The sequence below is a fragment of the Thalassotalea nanhaiensis genome (assembly GCF_031583575.1).
Lineage (GTDB): Bacteria > Pseudomonadota > Gammaproteobacteria > Enterobacterales > Alteromonadaceae > Thalassotalea_A > Thalassotalea_A nanhaiensis.
This window is the reverse complement of sequence record NZ_CP134146.1, coordinates 71995-87168: the sequence shown is the minus strand read 5'-3', so window position 1 is coordinate 87168 and position 15174 is coordinate 71995. Positions and strand designations below refer to the sequence as shown.

General features: G+C 37.0%; 30 protein-coding genes. All 30 read right to left on the bottom strand.

What is annotated here, in order from left to right; all coding sequences use genetic code 11:
• Nucleotides 1–142 precede the first annotated feature (142 nt).
• The gene (locus RI845_RS00525) at nt 143–694 is read right to left on the bottom strand and encodes an alpha/beta hydrolase family protein (RefSeq protein ID WP_348387802.1); all 552 of its coding nucleotides are present in this window, start codon (nt 692–694) and stop codon (nt 143–145) included.
• Between the two features lie 168 nt (nt 695–862).
• Nucleotides 863–1381 (bottom strand): metal-dependent hydrolase, encoded by a 519-nt coding sequence (locus RI845_RS00520; RefSeq protein WP_348387801.1) that lies wholly within the window; start codon nt 1379–1381, stop codon nt 863–865.
• Between the two features lie 30 nt (nt 1382–1411).
• A complete protein-coding gene (locus tag RI845_RS00515) occupies nt 1412–1840 on the bottom strand; it encodes a GNAT family N-acetyltransferase (protein ID WP_348387800.1) in 429 nt (142 codons plus the stop codon).
• 46 nt (nt 1841–1886) lie between these two features.
• Nucleotides 1887–2366, bottom strand: a complete 480-nt coding sequence (locus tag RI845_RS00510; RefSeq protein WP_348387799.1) for an AAA family ATPase — start codon at nt 2364–2366, stop codon at nt 1887–1889.
• A 102-nt stretch (nt 2367–2468) separates the two neighbouring features.
• Nucleotides 2469–2927: a GNAT family N-acetyltransferase gene (locus RI845_RS00505; RefSeq protein WP_348387798.1), complete on the bottom strand. Its 459-nt coding sequence runs from the start codon at nt 2925–2927 to the stop codon at nt 2469–2471.
• A gap of 50 nt (nt 2928–2977) precedes the next feature.
• Nucleotides 2978–3343: a cupin domain-containing protein gene (locus RI845_RS00500; protein ID WP_348387797.1), complete on the bottom strand. Its 366-nt coding sequence runs from the start codon at nt 3341–3343 to the stop codon at nt 2978–2980.
• A gap of 25 nt (nt 3344–3368) precedes the next feature.
• Nucleotides 3369–3863, bottom strand: coding sequence for a GNAT family N-acetyltransferase (locus RI845_RS00495; protein WP_405054114.1), 495 nt, complete (start codon nt 3861–3863; stop codon nt 3369–3371).
• Nucleotides 3864–3972: 109 nt separating this feature from the next.
• Nucleotides 3973–4260: a hypothetical protein gene (locus RI845_RS00490; RefSeq protein WP_348387795.1), complete on the bottom strand. Its 288-nt coding sequence runs from the start codon at nt 4258–4260 to the stop codon at nt 3973–3975.
• A gap of 40 nt (nt 4261–4300) precedes the next feature.
• Nucleotides 4301–4672, bottom strand: coding sequence for a hypothetical protein (locus RI845_RS00485; protein WP_348387794.1), 372 nt, complete (start codon nt 4670–4672; stop codon nt 4301–4303).
• Nucleotides 4673–4791: 119 nt separating this feature from the next.
• A complete protein-coding gene (locus RI845_RS00480; protein WP_348387793.1) occupies nt 4792–5208 on the bottom strand; it encodes a nuclear transport factor 2 family protein in 417 nt (138 codons plus the stop codon).
• Between the two features lie 56 nt (nt 5209–5264).
• Nucleotides 5265–5570, bottom strand: a complete 306-nt coding sequence (locus RI845_RS00475; RefSeq protein ID WP_348387792.1) for a hypothetical protein — start codon at nt 5568–5570, stop codon at nt 5265–5267.
• A gap of 23 nt (nt 5571–5593) precedes the next feature.
• Nucleotides 5594–6028 (bottom strand): PaaI family thioesterase, encoded by a 435-nt coding sequence (locus tag RI845_RS00470; protein ID WP_348387791.1) that lies wholly within the window; start codon nt 6026–6028, stop codon nt 5594–5596.
• A gap of 38 nt (nt 6029–6066) precedes the next feature.
• The gene (locus tag RI845_RS00465) at nt 6067–6525 is read right to left on the bottom strand and encodes a DUF3291 domain-containing protein (protein WP_348387790.1); all 459 of its coding nucleotides are present in this window, start codon (nt 6523–6525) and stop codon (nt 6067–6069) included.
• Nucleotides 6526–6632: 107 nt separating this feature from the next.
• Entirely contained in the window at nt 6633–7013 is a 381-nt protein-coding gene (locus tag RI845_RS00460; protein ID WP_348387789.1) for a hypothetical protein, read from the bottom strand.
• Between the two features lie 71 nt (nt 7014–7084).
• Nucleotides 7085–7576 carry a gamma-glutamylcyclotransferase family protein gene (locus RI845_RS00455; RefSeq protein WP_348387788.1) on the bottom strand — a complete coding sequence of 164 codons (492 nt, stop codon included), beginning with the start codon at nt 7574–7576 and terminating at the stop codon, nt 7085–7087.
• 46 nt (nt 7577–7622) lie between these two features.
• Complete coding sequence (locus tag RI845_RS00450; protein WP_348387787.1) at nt 7623–7961, bottom strand: zinc ribbon domain-containing protein YjdM; 339 nt, start codon at nt 7959–7961, stop codon at nt 7623–7625.
• 122 nt (nt 7962–8083) lie between these two features.
• Nucleotides 8084–8473, bottom strand: a complete 390-nt coding sequence (locus tag RI845_RS00445; RefSeq protein WP_348387786.1) for an MAPEG family protein — start codon at nt 8471–8473, stop codon at nt 8084–8086.
• 59 nt (nt 8474–8532) lie between these two features.
• Complete coding sequence (locus RI845_RS00440) at nt 8533–8928, bottom strand: ACT domain-containing protein (protein ID WP_348387785.1); 396 nt, start codon at nt 8926–8928, stop codon at nt 8533–8535.
• A gap of 138 nt (nt 8929–9066) precedes the next feature.
• On the bottom strand, nt 9067–9639 hold the full coding sequence (locus RI845_RS00435; RefSeq protein WP_348387784.1) for a hypothetical protein: 573 nt from the start codon (nt 9637–9639) through the stop codon (nt 9067–9069).
• A gap of 155 nt (nt 9640–9794) precedes the next feature.
• Nucleotides 9795–10310 carry a hypothetical protein gene (locus RI845_RS00430; protein ID WP_348387783.1) on the bottom strand — a complete coding sequence of 172 codons (516 nt, stop codon included), beginning with the start codon at nt 10308–10310 and terminating at the stop codon, nt 9795–9797.
• A gap of 183 nt (nt 10311–10493) precedes the next feature.
• Nucleotides 10494–11237 carry a hypothetical protein gene (locus RI845_RS00425; RefSeq protein WP_348387782.1) on the bottom strand — a complete coding sequence of 248 codons (744 nt, stop codon included), beginning with the start codon at nt 11235–11237 and terminating at the stop codon, nt 10494–10496.
• A 127-nt stretch (nt 11238–11364) separates the two neighbouring features.
• A complete protein-coding gene (locus tag RI845_RS00420; RefSeq protein ID WP_348387781.1) occupies nt 11365–11877 on the bottom strand; it encodes a hypothetical protein in 513 nt (170 codons plus the stop codon).
• Between the two features lie 129 nt (nt 11878–12006).
• A complete protein-coding gene (locus RI845_RS00415; RefSeq protein ID WP_348387780.1) occupies nt 12007–12252 on the bottom strand; it encodes a Rho-binding antiterminator in 246 nt (81 codons plus the stop codon).
• Between the two features lie 93 nt (nt 12253–12345).
• A complete protein-coding gene (locus RI845_RS00410) occupies nt 12346–12801 on the bottom strand; it encodes a GNAT family N-acetyltransferase (RefSeq protein WP_348387779.1) in 456 nt (151 codons plus the stop codon).
• A 118-nt stretch (nt 12802–12919) separates the two neighbouring features.
• Complete coding sequence (locus RI845_RS00405) at nt 12920–13183, bottom strand: type II toxin-antitoxin system RelE family toxin (protein ID WP_348387778.1); 264 nt, start codon at nt 13181–13183, stop codon at nt 12920–12922.
• Nucleotides 13170–13403, bottom strand: coding sequence for a CopG family transcriptional regulator (locus RI845_RS00400; RefSeq protein WP_348387777.1), 234 nt, complete (start codon nt 13401–13403; stop codon nt 13170–13172). Before RI845_RS00400 ends, RI845_RS00405 begins: the two co-directional genes overlap by 14 nt.
• Before the next feature lie 182 nt (nt 13404–13585).
• Nucleotides 13586–13891 (bottom strand): hypothetical protein, encoded by a 306-nt coding sequence (locus tag RI845_RS00395; RefSeq protein WP_348387776.1) that lies wholly within the window; start codon nt 13889–13891, stop codon nt 13586–13588.
• A 111-nt stretch (nt 13892–14002) separates the two neighbouring features.
• A complete protein-coding gene (locus tag RI845_RS00390; RefSeq protein WP_348387775.1) occupies nt 14003–14296 on the bottom strand; it encodes a type II toxin-antitoxin system RelE/ParE family toxin in 294 nt (97 codons plus the stop codon).
• Nucleotides 14293–14574: a type II toxin-antitoxin system Phd/YefM family antitoxin gene (locus RI845_RS00385; protein ID WP_348387774.1), complete on the bottom strand. Its 282-nt coding sequence runs from the start codon at nt 14572–14574 to the stop codon at nt 14293–14295. The genes RI845_RS00390 and RI845_RS00385 overlap by 4 nt, the downstream gene beginning before the upstream one ends.
• A 176-nt stretch (nt 14575–14750) precedes the next feature.
• Nucleotides 14751–15122: a hypothetical protein gene (locus RI845_RS00380; RefSeq protein WP_348387773.1), complete on the bottom strand. Its 372-nt coding sequence runs from the start codon at nt 15120–15122 to the stop codon at nt 14751–14753.
• Nucleotides 15123–15174 lie beyond the last annotated feature (52 nt).

The following is a 15174-nucleotide window of genomic DNA, read 5'->3' as shown; positions in this document are numbered from 1 at the left end:
AGCGTAAAGCTCAAAAAACTTTATAAACAACGGTTAACTCCATAACATAAAGTAAACATAACGAATCTTTCAGCGGCTAAATATAGTTGTATAAATCACAGAATGAAAGTAGCCAACTGTATTTTGACCTTTGAACACAAGGCTAGCTCCCCTTTGATTTTACCCAATTTTTAACGGGTATAACCCACTCGCCAATGGGGGTATAAAATGCACCATGCTCTTTACCTGTACTAATTGATATCTCTTCAAATGTTGTCACTCTCTTACTACGATCAATTAAAAACTGGCAAGAACCAACACCGTCGGATGTTTCAAAAACAGAAAATACATTGCCAAAGACATCTAATTCAGGATTATTGTTAACAAACGTGGAACAGCCCGCCAAAATAACGAAATTAACTTTTTCAGAAGCTAAATAATTTGAAGTTAATACTGTTATCGCCCCACCACGAGAAAAGCCAATAAACGTAATATTCTCTGGCTTGACTCCTTTGCTAATAAGCGTATTTGCATTTTCAGTCAGCTTTTTAGCAAACACCCTTGGGTTGGTGCCTTTAGGTCGATGATAGGCGATCAGATTATAGTCATCATCTGCGAGCGCATTTTTAATTTTAGGGAAGTCGTACATCCCCCAACGAGGATTTATCGGGGTAGGATTTTTACCTTCGACTATAAAACCATGAGAATAGAACACATATTTTTCTTTTGGATTTATTTTACTTGGAAAACTTTCATATATGTTACTCGCGATGCAGTTCGATGAAATCAGTAGACTTATCACTGCCGATATTAAATGCTTGATGATTAACTCCTAACGTAGCCGACTTTTTGCTTAGTGTTGCTAATTAAAACCATGTGCGCGTCATTTATCACATTGAGTTCTCTTTATAGAATTTTCACGACGCCACTCTAAAAAATAGTATATCCCAGCACCCACTAACCCAGAGTACAAACATATTTTGTGTAACGTAGCGACAGACACTAACTCAAGCAATGGATTATTTAATACCCAAGGATAATACGGCTGCACATCATTATGCATAATACTATCGAGCAATACATGACTAAAACTGCCAATAAATGCACTCAGAAAAACAACCCACCAAGGAATATTCACGGCAATAGATTCAGTAATGTCCAGTAACCACAGTCCAAATTGTGCAAGGTGTTTGCCTGTTAGTGCTGACACAATTGCAAGTAATGTTGCTCCGATATAGGTGTGAGAAAATCCGTGTAAATGTCCTTCTCCAGTAACTAATACTATCAGTGGCTGAATATCCATCACGATCTGCGTCCAGCCGAAAATCATAAGACTGAAACTACTTTGCATAAGGCCTTTAATTAATAGTCCAGGCCCCATATGAATGGGGGTGAATGGCATTACTCTTCCTTTTGATAAGTGATTTGCTTGTTAGTCACAAATATCCGTAATTGAAAAATGATGGCTGGCAATGTTAAACCGCTCCCTAAGATAAAATCTATGGGCTGGAAATTTTTGAATTCCTGAGTCTAAATGTAATTGTTGGCAACCAATTTCTTTTGCATAGTCTTTGAACCAATCAATTAAAAATGCTCCCGCTCCCGTAGAACGGTTTGCTTCATTGGTAACAAGATCATCAATATAAATATGCTTTCCCCAAGCGAGTTTTTCGCCAACGACAAAGCCGGCAACACACAATATATCTCTGTCTGATTTCACATAAGCAAGTTGATAGCCCAAGTTTCGTTGTTTGGCGATTTGTAATTTTAAACTTTCAAGGTTGAATTGCGGCCTAAGCTGTAAAATAACGTCTGCGACAAGGTCGATCTCTGAATCTGATTTTAACAAATGAACTTGCATAATTTTCCTTGGCAGCTAATGCCAGTTAATTGACTTGTTAAGTGTTTTACACGTTTGTTGTATGCATTTCTTTTTTACCCGAAAATGCATTAAATAATTTTAAATGTGCTTTTTGAGAAAAGTCATCTTCTCTCTTTGAGTATTGTGAGATCCAATTGATAAGCATTTCTAAATTTGCATCTTGGGCCTCTTGAGAATCATATTTATGTGGCTCCCAAGGACGAGCCTTGGCATTTTTAATACAATCCTCTACGGGTAAGTTTAAAAATATAACTTCATCGGCTTTTACTAAGACCAATTGCAGTAAATCAGAATAACAGCCTTCGATCACCCAGTTATCATTAATATCGATGAAGTCGTTTATTTGATTTTCCGATTCAGAAATAGGAGTTCGAGTTGGCGGTGATGTTGCTTGCCAAGCAATGGTATCTAAATCTAAATGTGCAACATTATTTTTAATACTAAGTTTTTTAGCTAGTGTTGACTTGCCCGAAGCTGAATTTCCAAAAATTAAAATTTTACTCAAAACTTGATTCCTAATAAAACACCTAACACCATGATACACGGCAAAAAAGATGATTACTTAAACGTTTAACCGAGTGAAAACATCCTATTGGTTTTGTATTTTTTACTGTTTAACCATATAAACACAGTTTTCTAGTGATATTTCTTCGGGATAATTATCAAATGAAAACCCAAACTTTTCATATGCTTTTATTGCCTGGACATTATGGGATAACACAAACAAGGAGCATTCTTTTACCTCAAGCTCTTTCAGCCCTATCTCGCACAGGTGACGGATTAGTTGAGCCGCAATTCCTTTACCTCTATAGTCAGGATTTACAATTAATCGGCTCAAGTGGCATTTGCCAAGTCGTTGGTAAAATTGACCAAAAGCTAAAAAGTCAGCTTTTTCAGACATAAGTGCAAATGAACTCAGCGTATTAAGCTTGAGATCTTCAATAAATGAAAGTTCATCAAAAGGATATCTGAAATTTGGTCCAGACCAATCTGTAAGTTCTTTTTCATTAGAAAACCAACTCATCATTTCCAGCAGATGACTTTTCAGAGGTTGTGTTAATTGCATATTCAGCCAACTCTTCCAGTAAACTTACTTGTATAATTAGGTGAGACGCTCTAAATCCATTCTTGCTGCTCTGCTGAAACTGTAAGGTCACTTACTGTTTCTCCAGTATGTGCTGTTGTTGATGGCTCCACCATCATAAAATGAGTGTCCGCCTGTGCTTTAGGACAATGTTCAACCCCTTTAGGAACAACATACATTTCACCAGCGTTAAGAACTATGTTACCTGCTTTTAACTGCAAGGTAAGTTGCCCTTTGAACACAATAAATAGCTCATCTTCATTATCATGCTTGTGCCAAACTAACTCACCACTGCCTTTTGCTATTTTCACCAATTGGCCATTAGATTGTGCGATCACTTTTGGTGTCCACTGTTCAGTAAACAACTCAAATTTTTCAGCAATATTAATTTTTTTCATAGAACTCTACTTAGCATAAAGCAACTTAACTGTTGGCAAAGTTTTCAAGTGCATTCCCAGTTAAACGATATCCTACCCATTCATTTTGCGGTTTTGCGCCAATTGATTGATAGAATTTTATAGCCGGTTCGTTCCAATCAAGTACACTCCATTCAAAGCGACCGCACTGATTAGAAACAGCAATTTTTGCTAAATATTTCAGCAAAGCCTTACCTGCCCCTACGCTTCTGTGTTCTGGAGAAACGTATAAATCCTCAAGATAAAGGCCGTTTTTACCAAGCCATGTTGAGTAATTATAAAAATAAACAGCAAAACCAACAGGTTCGCCATTAACACTACAGATAACGGCATTTGTTTTTGAGTTTGGGCCAAACAATGAGCGTTCAATATCGGATTGAGTCGCCATCACTTCATGTTCAGCTTTTTCGTATCGAGCAAGATCTTTAACAAACCTTAAGATCAACGCTGAGTCTTCAACATTGGCTTCTTTTATATTAATTTCTGACACATAACACTCCATTTTATAGTGGCAAATCACCCTGTTACCAGGTAAAGATTGTTTACTACAATAAGCCACAAAGAATTAAAAGCCAACTGTATTTTATCTAGTTTAACAAGTTGTTATACGCCTATTGGTAAAGCTTATCTGTGGCCTTTTTTAGCTCTGCGTGTGGTAAGAATTGATCCGAGATAGTTAATATTGCATGAAGGTTATTTTTCAATTTATCAAGTTCGATGCTTTCGGGATTTATTGCCGTTTGCAGCAAATGTATTGCCATATCAGCCAATAAAATTCGCTGTTTTTCAAGCCACTCATTATCATCTTTGGTTGCGGGGTTGCTTAGGTAGTTAGCCTCGATCCGACTATGTAACTGCCAACTGGTTTTAATTAACTCTTCGCGCTCAATGTCATTCACTGCTTTTTATTCCTAAACGTAGACACCCAACAATGGGCAATTAAACAAATGCATAAATTAGCAATGAGCCAAAACATAACGCCAATACTCCACTAGTACGCCCAAGTGGAGTCACCAATGAAAATGCCCATGATATTAACCGTTGAAAGTTTTTTCGGCCTATTAGCGTAAATACGATAGCAGCGATAATTGCCACCCAGCCAAGAACCTCTATTGTTAGAGGGAATTTTGAAACATCTGCCTGATAAATAAGTAATGCGCCAAGTAACAACCTTACTGCAACAGCAGATACATGTAACCAAAGCTTATCAAAATTATTTCGCAGTACTTTAAATATAGTATCTGGGTTGATAATAAGCACCACTCCAGCAAAGAGCATTAAGCCCCCAAAAATAACTATCAATGTACTCATGTTCTAAATCCCTCGCTGGCATAATTAAGGCCAATTCACAGGCCTAAAATTTTTTCTTCAAATAAACAACTCTGAAGAAAAACTAGATGTTTTACCCCGATTAAGCGCTAGTTTTTTTACTACCAATATTCTCTAATTAAGGTGATTTTGCCTTTATCTATTTCAAAGAGGCGCATTAATGGTTGTTGATCTGTTTCAGTATTACCGTCTATTACAGTCGTAGAAATAAAGGAAATAGTAACGGCTTTGCTGCCTTCAATTTTGTTGGTTATTTTTGATTGTAACGAATCAGCTAATCCCATGTATCTGATAAGCCCTTCAATAAATTCATTTTTTGAAAGATCTGCACTGTAGTTAGGATGTTGATAACGCATATTGTCAGAGAGTAATGCTGCAACAGCATCAATATCACTTTGGGATGCCCCTTTTATTTTTGTGGCGTCACTAAGTTTCAAAAACTTTTCCACAATGTCAGTTTCAGATGCTATCGAAAGTACTGGCATAAAAAGAAAGCATATCAATATTAATTTTCGCACAAATTCCCCTAAAAAATATAACGTCTTAAAAGTTTAACTCTTTGTTGATTTACTCGTTAAGCAACTTTGAAATATACGATACTTACAAACAATACCAATACAACATACGATAAAAATTGAATGCCATATTTTCTATGATTATTGGCAAGTTCACTTACCGTTTTATTGGCAACACCACGTAAAATTTTTGAGCCTTTTGGTGATATAAATACCATTGGGATCTTTAGGTATTTAGGTGAACCAAGTTGTGCCCAAATATCAGGTTCGAGCGTTTTTACTGCCTGATAGTATTTATATTCCGCGACACCAGAACGCAACATAAGTAAAAACCAGATTGAAATAAGAATAATTGAAATTATCATAGCGCTAAATAGTCCCATTTAAGTTATGCATACCCAGTGGCATCGACCAGAGGCAACTTCCCTCTTACAAAGATGCCATTTCCACGACCAATTTCTCTGCCATCTGTGTCATAGACTACAGACTCAGCAATAAATTGAGTTTTATTTTTATTCACCACTTTACCTATGGCTTTCATTTTTCCAGACGCTACCGGGCGTGTGATGTATGTAGTGAAAGAAGTTGTTAAGACGAAAAATTCATTCTCCAATGAGTTGGCCGCAAAAAAAGCCGAGTCATCTAGCATTTTGAAATAAACAGACCCATGGACCCCGCCAGCAGAGTGATGATATTGTTCTGACAGTTCAATTTCTATAACAGCTTCACCTTTAGAAACATCCATTACTGGTGAATAGATTTTATTGATTGGGGCCGCAGCATACATGCTTTTTAATTTTTCAAAATGTGATTTTTCGGTCATGCATTGCGCCTCTTCTTTGAATAAATACAAGTGCCTTCCTAGGCTTTACTATTCATATACTCTAAAGCACTAAAATTACTTTTGAAAGTAAATGCCTCTGGTGTTTCGCCGTTATTTCGTAATAGCTCTAACTTTTCTACGGCCTCGTTAACGGTAGGAATGTGGCCTGTTGGAACCCACCATAAAACATAACTATCATCAGGTATGTTATCAAACCATTCTTTTTTACGACGTAAGAAATCTATGTGATGTGTTCTGAACATAAAATTTTTAAGCGCTTCAGTTGAGTCCCAAACTGACATGTTTACGATAATATTTGGGTCTGAAAATGCTTTAATATTAGTTGCATCTCCACTTTCATCTTTAAGGCGCCAAACAAAGCCCGCACTTGATTCAGCTATGTTGTTAACCGGCTCTAAATTATCAACGAACTCTTTCATTTCGAGTGCTTCTAAGGAATATTTCGCTTTAGCAATATTCAATTGGGCAAGATGCATTTAGCTTCTCCTTTATGCCTAACAACTAATAATTAAGAGTTAAATAATACAAGCATGAGTGTTTGCGTCCACTTGAGTAACTTTTATATCAATTACTCATCGACGCTTTATATTTCGTTATTTGAATATACAGATAAAATAGGAAACTTGCTTTCACCAAATGAAGCGGTTATTGATTGCATTTCATTCCCTTCGAAATTCAACTTAATATCTGACGGGTTTCTTCGATTACCGTCTGCAAAAAGTGCCATTAAATGTTTATTTTCCAACACTCGGTTACCAGAAGATGTGTTCTGTAAAGTAATTACAGCAAAACGCTCACCTATTTCATTACCCATAAGAACATAATTTACTATTTCGAAATCACTTTCTTCTGGTTCTATATTATTTTCATTTGGGAATGAAAGTTCAATGCTGGCAGATACTGAACGCTCAACATTCAAAACCTCACTTTCATCGGCTTGGATGGAAAATGAAAAACACAACATTGCAGTAAAAATAAACTTATAGATAATTATTTCCTCCTAAAATATAGCCCCCTTATTAGGAGCAAAAATTGTTAAATGTACATTGCACGTTCGATTGCTTCACGGTTTTTATCAGAGTCTTCTATACAATCAACAGACTCAATTACAGCAAGGTAACCTGTCGGCACATTTGTTTCCTTTGCTCCAATAATAACGTGATTTAGATACCAAGAATAAGGTTTTAACGAAGCATCAATTCTTATCGCATAGTATGTTAAGGCTTCAAAAACCTCACCCGTTTCATTTTCTACATAAACGAATTTTTCACCATACCCAGAGCCTAAGCTTTCAGCTCGATCTAAGACTTCTTTTTCATCTTCATTTATTTCAAAGAGTGCCCCTATTACCCGATCTTCACTATTGTTTGTTTGAAAAGAATCACACTTTCCAGAGCCATCAATTCCGCTCATATGAAAACGTAATTGGTGATTTTTAAGTGTTACTATCTCAAGCTTTTTGGCACTTGGTACCCGCTGTTGAAGTCTCAAAAGTGACATGTTTGAGCCGTATGCAAAATACTTCAATAAACCTCCTGTACTGTTAAGCCCTGCTAATTGACATATTATTTGCTCAGGCTTTCTTCACAAATTTTGCCGTAACCATCATTTCTCCAACGCCATCCACTTTACAGTCAAGTTGATGATCTTTACCTTCAATTATTCGTCTAATAACGGCTTTAGTACCAACTTTAATTACTTGAGAGCTACCTTTAATTTTAAGGTCTTTTATCATCGTTACTTTATCACCTTCACTCAACTGCGCTCCATTGGCATCTTTTATCGCTAAACGTTCTTCTTCTGCAAGAGCCTCTGCCGGATTCCATTCATGCGAACATTCAGGACAAATCAGCTGGTTTTGATCTTGGTAAACAAATTCGGAATTACATTTGGGGCATGGAGGAAGCGTCATAAGTTTCTACTTTAATATGTTTATTTCAATTATATTGTAAAAGTTATAATTTGGAACGCAGTGACAAAAGCCAAACTTTTTTGTCCCGCTTGAATTGCTTGTTAAATGACTTTTTATTGTCATTAGTTAGGAATACATTGCCACATAATAGCAAATGAACAACCTATAGCAACAGCCCAAGAAAGTGAACGTAATGCGCCTAAATTTAATAAGTAAAAAACGTTATAAATAACTCTTGAGGCAATATGTACCATAGCGAGTAATTGCACTGTATCACTTGTCTTGTTGGTCGCTAAAGCTAACAATATAGCAGCAGAAAAAATAATAAGAGCTTCAAAAGAGTTTTGATGGGCAGCTAAAGCGCGTGCTCCAAAACCCTTTAAACTTGCTTGTTGCTCTCTTGGATGATTATTGTCGTAACCACCTGCTTTATTCATCGCTAAAGCTAAAGGTATTTTTGCAATAAATGGTAGTAATGCTGCTGCAATTAAGCACCAAATTAATATTATCAATGTATTATTCCTATTTTAATATTCACAATAAACTTGCCACGTAGCCATTTAACGACTTGTTAGCTACGAAATTCACCTAATGCTTCAATCGCTAATTCAGCTTTCTCCGATTGAACGAATATATGATCATGATAATACGCGGCTATTACATTAGCACTGATGCCTTTTTCGGCCAACTTAGTTGAAACAGCCGCAGTTAAACCAACTGCATCGAGGCTTGAGTGAACCGTTAAAGTTATACCTCTAAACACAGATTCAAATTGCAGTTTGTTAGCGATCGCTGCTTCTTTTGAGATAACTAAAGTTAAGCCTTCAGCTTCGCGATAAGATGCTAACGGATCCAATTCATGAAAATCACGGTATTCACCTTGCACTGAGCAAAATACGTATTCATCTGGCATTAAGACAGGTGACATCGCCCCTAGTAATTTGCTTAAATTAGTTTCACCAACCACTGGATTCTCCTTTGTGGCTAACCCCCGCTTAAGCGGACGAGAACTGTTGGATAAAATGTTAATGAACGAAAACAGCCAACTGTTTTTTGTCCCGATTTATTAGCTTGTTAGCTGTTGATTTACTCTGTAAATGATCAGTTATCCGCTGATATAGCTTTGAGATTTTTCTCTTGCCTCTATTTCAATCAATGAATCTCTGTAACCTAGAGTTTTAAGTTCAATTAAGTAACGAGCTACGAACCTCTTTATTCCTATTCTTTCAAACTGCGCAACATGAACTAACTCATGTAATAATAACCAGTCTTTCCCAGCATACCTAGGCTTAATTAAGATTGTGTAGCCAAACGCTTGCCCTCCGACTTCAGGAGAGGTAAAACCAATACTTTTATACTCATTAAGTAGTGGTTGCTGTGTGGGTATTGGAAAATCAGCTATAACAACAACACGAACTTGTTCGGGGTATTGAACTCCCATAGCCTTAGCCATAAAAAATTCCTGAATACTAAGCTGCCGGCCAGAGTGACTAAATTTTTCTTCTTGCTGTTTTACCCAAAGTTGAGCCTGCGAAAGAATAGCATTGAAAGATTCTTTATCTTCTAGGTTTAAGTTACTTTGTTCTGAAAAATCCTTTTCATTATTCTCGCTACAATATGAATAGTTAGGAAAAATAACGCCGACAATAAATATAAAAAAAACTAAATATAATTTCACCACACACATCCTTTCAGTCGAGTTAAATAGAAACACATACCAGTTAAAACAGCTAACGCCAAGCTAAGTGGCTAATAATGCTTGGCTAAAATGTATAGCGAAGCGGAACCGAGCCAAACTTTAGCAGTCCCACGCTAAATGCGTTTGTTAATTGGCTATTGTAGAAAAGCTCTTTCTTGAGTTACATGACAATTATCTACAGGTTTAGGTTCATTTACTCTATTAATTAACCAACACTCTTCATAAATTGAGCAATAACAGATCTCTATTTCAATAAACTCATCCGTATCTAAAAACGACTTGGCAGCTTTACCACGGTAAACAATAGGCTTAATACTGTTTTGTGATGACAGTATTCTCGTTCCTAAATGGGACTGAGTAAAGTTTGGCAAGCTTGGTATGTCCCTCCAATATTTAATAGGCTTAGACTTGTATTGAATAACTGCATATTTAATTAGAGCTGGCCCGTTCCCACTATTTGTGATCCCATACTCAAAATATTCCCCTCCGAAACTTCGAGAAACTTCTAATCGAGGCCAAACTGAAGCACGAGCATAAGATCGATCTATATATGCAGAATAGATCCCAACAGCTGCTGTAACCAAACTAATTAATAGTGCTGATAATGCAACTATCATTTCAGGTTTTTTATACCACTTATTGTTATTCATACATCCCTTTTAAAATTACTACCGATATAACGACAACACCTTGCCAGTTAACGCCCGCATAAAGGGCAAAAACATGGCAGCTATAATCGGAACGAAGTGACGCAGCTGACGTGTTTGTGTCCCTGCGAGCTTGCGATCAATTTAATGCGTTTGTTAAGTGCGTTTGTTAATTGCGTTCTAGAATTACATTCTGCCCTTTTTAAATCTATAAGCAAATCGATCTTGTAAACCTTCAAAATCGCCCCACGGTTTGGTGTGATCATCTTGCTTGTTTCTTAATACTGCTGTTTCGCCATCAAATACAAAACCCGCTTTCTCCATTTCTGCTTTAACGAATTTCTCTCCAATCCGGTGAAGATCGCCTATATTGGCCAAACCTGAATCAGGCTTAGCTGCGTTGTCTAGTATAATCACACTGCCACCAGGCTTTAACGCCGCCTTCAAACTAGACAATAACTCATCACTCATTTCATTATTTAGGTAAATGTCATGCAGCACAAAAAATATGATGATTGCATCCAATTTATTGGATTGAATTTCGTTTTCAGCAAGCACTTGCGCATGTTCATTTAAAGAATGCTCTCTAAGTGAAATAACATTTGGAAGTCTATTATTTTCAAGGCGTTCTTTTTTATACAGGAAGTGCGCGTACACTTTGCCTGATTTACCAACCAGCAATGATAATAATTCCGTTGTGTACCCACCACCAGCACCAAGTTCAAGAACTTTATCGCCTTCTTTGATTTGAGTAAAAGGAAGAATATCTAACGGTTTCCGCTTCTCGTCATGCGCGAAGTCACTTTTTAATCTCTCGGAATTATTCACCACGGCACCATATATGTCACTAGCATTACCTTCGAACGATAATGAAATGCTTAATATCAACAGTGATACAAATTGTATTCGCTTAACCTTACTAAATTTCATTTAATAATCCATATTTTGATTTGGTAAAAAAGCACTTAACGGCCCAATAAGGGCTGATAATAGTTTGCTAAAATGTGTACCGAAGCGGAACCGAGCCAACTGTTAGCAGTTCCGCTTGAATTGCTTGTTATATCTTGTTTTTCTGCTCAACCTTAGCCGCAAATTCCATTAGTTCTGCATAACCTTGAAGCATATTAGAACACCAAATTTTTCCTATACCATCGACAACAATATAGTCTGCTTGTAGTAACCAAGAATAACCAACTTTTGTTAACCCCTTCCAACTCGCAGTCTTTTCTCCTGCTACAGGGCTTTTAAAATAAACATTTTCATCGTCATAACTAAACTCGATGAAAAAAGCTTGGTATGGAAAAAATATAGCCCCTAAGAAAAAGCCTAAACCTACAAGGCCTGCTGCGATCTCTTGCCCTTCGTAAGATTGAGAAATAGCGTATAAAACAAAAGTTGTAAATGGAACCAACAAAAATGAAAATGCTTTGAATAAAAAACCAAAAGTTAGTTCACGAACATCACCAACTCTTTTGCTCTTACTCTTTGTAAACATAACCATTAATGTGACTACGAGTCCGCCAATCAATCCACTTATGATTGGGCTAAGAGAACTACCTGCTTCTTCCATGCTTCCCCCGGAGAGCTAACGCCATACTAAAAGGCTAATTTAGTTTGGTTAAAATCATGAACGCAGTGACAAAAACCAAACTTTATTTGTCCTGCTTGAACAGCTTGTTAGGCAACAAATCACCTTAAATTATTTAAAAATTACAACCTTAAAGTGGGGGTTATCTACAAGAACTTCCATTTTAGAAACTGAATCCAAAACAACAAGAACATCTGTATTATCAACTTTAACTTTTACACATTCTTCTCGATTTACATTACGTTTGACATCAAGTGCGATGCCCTCTAACTCATCACCAGAGTTAAGACTTAGCTTAATTAAATAGTTATACATACAAGCTATTTCTACATAATCATGTTGCTCACAAGAAATCATAAAAGAATACCCTTTAGAGTGTTGCCATACTTGAGCAAGGCGAAATCGGCACACGTTACGAAATCGCTATTAAATGCCTTGTTAGCAGTAAACTTACAGCGCAAGCTTGAGCCCTTCGTGTGTTGCCTTGAAACCAAGTTTTTCATAGAACCTGATTGCATCAGGGCGCTGCTTGTCACTTGTTAACTGAACGATTGTACAGCCTTTGTTTTTTGCCAGTTCAATAGCATGTTCGAACATTTGCTCACCGAAACCTTGTCCGCGATAGTCACTATGGATTCGAACACTTTCGATAAGACAACGCCAACTACCAATATGCGTCAGGTAAGGAATAAATGTAATTTGAAGCATCCCGACTAGAGAGTTTTCCAGTTCGACAACAAGTAATTCGTTTTTAGGGTCTCGTACAATCGCTTCGAACGCTTCAAGATACGCACTATTCAACGGAATAGATGCATCTTCTCTTTTGCTACCAAGTGGGTCATTTGAAAGTAAAGCAACAAGACTTGCCAAATCTTCAAATTCAGCTGAACGATACTTTAATTCCATTTATAGGTCCTTATTACTTCTGACTGCTAACGCCTAATTAACAGGCAAAAAATAGTTGGTTAAAATAAGCGACGCAGGAGCAAAAACCAACTGTTTTTTGTCCTGCTTGATCGCCTTGTTAGTTGTTCTTATAAACATTTGATCTATGGGCTACCTTTATAACATTCACCACTAAGACCTCATCTCTTATTTCATAGACTATTCTATAAAGCCCTTGTCTAACTCTATAGTTCTCTTGACCTGAAAGCTTGATACATCCTTCTGCTCTGGGGTTTTCAGATAGAGCTTCAATCTTATTCAAAATTTTCCTTACATCCTGACTTGGGATTGCTCGGAGATCTTTAGAGACCGACTTTTTAAAAGTTATTTTATATTTTGCCATGTGACTTTAGATCATTTAATAAGTCTTCATAAGATATTTCAGGTTCAGCTGCTCTTTTTGAAACAGCAGCTAAATCTTCTTGGTCTTCGCGCATTAATAAGCGGACGGCTTCATCAATAATTTCAGATACTGATAAGTGAGAAGATGCAGCTCTCATTTTTAATGCTTGATGAATATTTGGTTCAAAATAAACGGTAGAACGTTTTGATAAATTGCTCATATTTGTTACTCCAATAACTTATAATAACATTATAGCATTACAGCACCATAACGCTACAAATTACTTTTAGAACAACTAACGCCCACACTAAGGGGCTTTTAATAGTTGGCTATAATGTGAAGCGAAGCGGAACCGAGCAAGCTGTTAGCAGTCCCGTGCTTAATTGGCTTGTTATATGCCAACTACCAAAACTTCCACCATTTCTTTTGTGATGGAAAGTTTAAACTCTTTGCATTGTCGTAGCACACACCACAAAGTAAGCGAATATAGGCAAGTGCTTCGATTTCCTCATTCCATTCACCATCGTTTGCTTTCAATCGCGCTTCACATTCAGAACACCAAGCGTCAGGTCGAGGATTATCAGGATCATTTGCCCACCAAAAACCTCTAGGGGTTTCATCGTGAAGTGACTCAACAACGTGATTGCAGACGAAGGTAGCTTGTTGCTTTCCATGTTCGCAGCATTCAACATATTTTTCGGTAGTCACGATACTTTCCTTGGCATATAACGCCTTACTAAGTGGCTAATGATACTGGCACAGCTTTATGCGTTGTTTGCAGAAACTGTGACAGTGTTATTTGTCCTATTGAGTAACTTGTTATAACTCATCGTCACCCAAGTTTAATAGTTGACGACAATTTCTTACTGTTAATATTTCTAAAGTATTGCCAATTTTATAAATGATGCGGTAGTTACCATGTATGACTTCTCTATAGCCCTTACCAATAAGTTCAGGTACTACGCGCCCTATTTCTGGTTGCGTACCTAAATTTTCGGCGAGATCAAAAACATCATTGGCCCAATCAATGGCTGCGGAGGGTTTATCAAGTGCAATAAACTCTGCTATTGCGCTAACTTTGTCCAACGCTAATGGCGACCAAATTACTTTCATTGATTCAATTTATCCAATATTTGAGCTCTAGCATCTGAATTTGAAATCCCCTGGCCTGAAGCTAGCTGTAACTCGGCTTTTTGGGCCTCTTCAAGTAACTCTATTTTTTCTTGCATTGCCTCGTACTCAGCAACATCTAAAACTACAGCAACACCTTTCCCTCGCTGAGTAATAACTAGCGGTCTTCTTGTTTCGTTAATTTGCTTGATAAAAGAAGTAACTCCCGCTCTAAATTCAGATAGGGGCTGGATATCTTGGTCAAAATGAATACGGCTCATAACGTACCTTTATTTGTACAATTAATTGTACTTTTAAATATAAACCATTCTATGAATTAAAGCCAAACTTGTTTTGAGTTATAACGCCCCAATAAGGGGCTGATAATGCTTGGCTAAACTAGTGTAGCGAAGCGGAACCGAGCCAAGCTTTAGCAGTCCCGTACTTAATTGGCTTGTTATGTGACTTTGTTTTCCTTGTTCAACAAATCTTCTAATGATTTTGCATCACCAATTTCAGAGCTTTGAAAGTTAGCCCTTATTTGCTCCTTTTCTTTCTCAGTAAAAGAGCTTAGAAAGTCTGATGTGTAGCTTATACCGAAGTGAGAACACATTTTCTTATCTTTAAACATGAAAAAGAGGTCAACAAAAGGCAATGCCACAAAAACAAAAAGATTAGCCGCCTGGAGCAAAAATATAAAACCGCCAATTAACTTTTCAATGTCTCGCTCACCGGATATAAAATCTAAGGCAACGATGACTAACACGAATAGGTTTAACCGAACAAACCCATAAAATGTCCAATTAAACTTTTTTATTAAATCATTCATTTGTTATTAGCTCGATTTGTGGATAGTCACATAACGCCCTGATAAGGGGCAA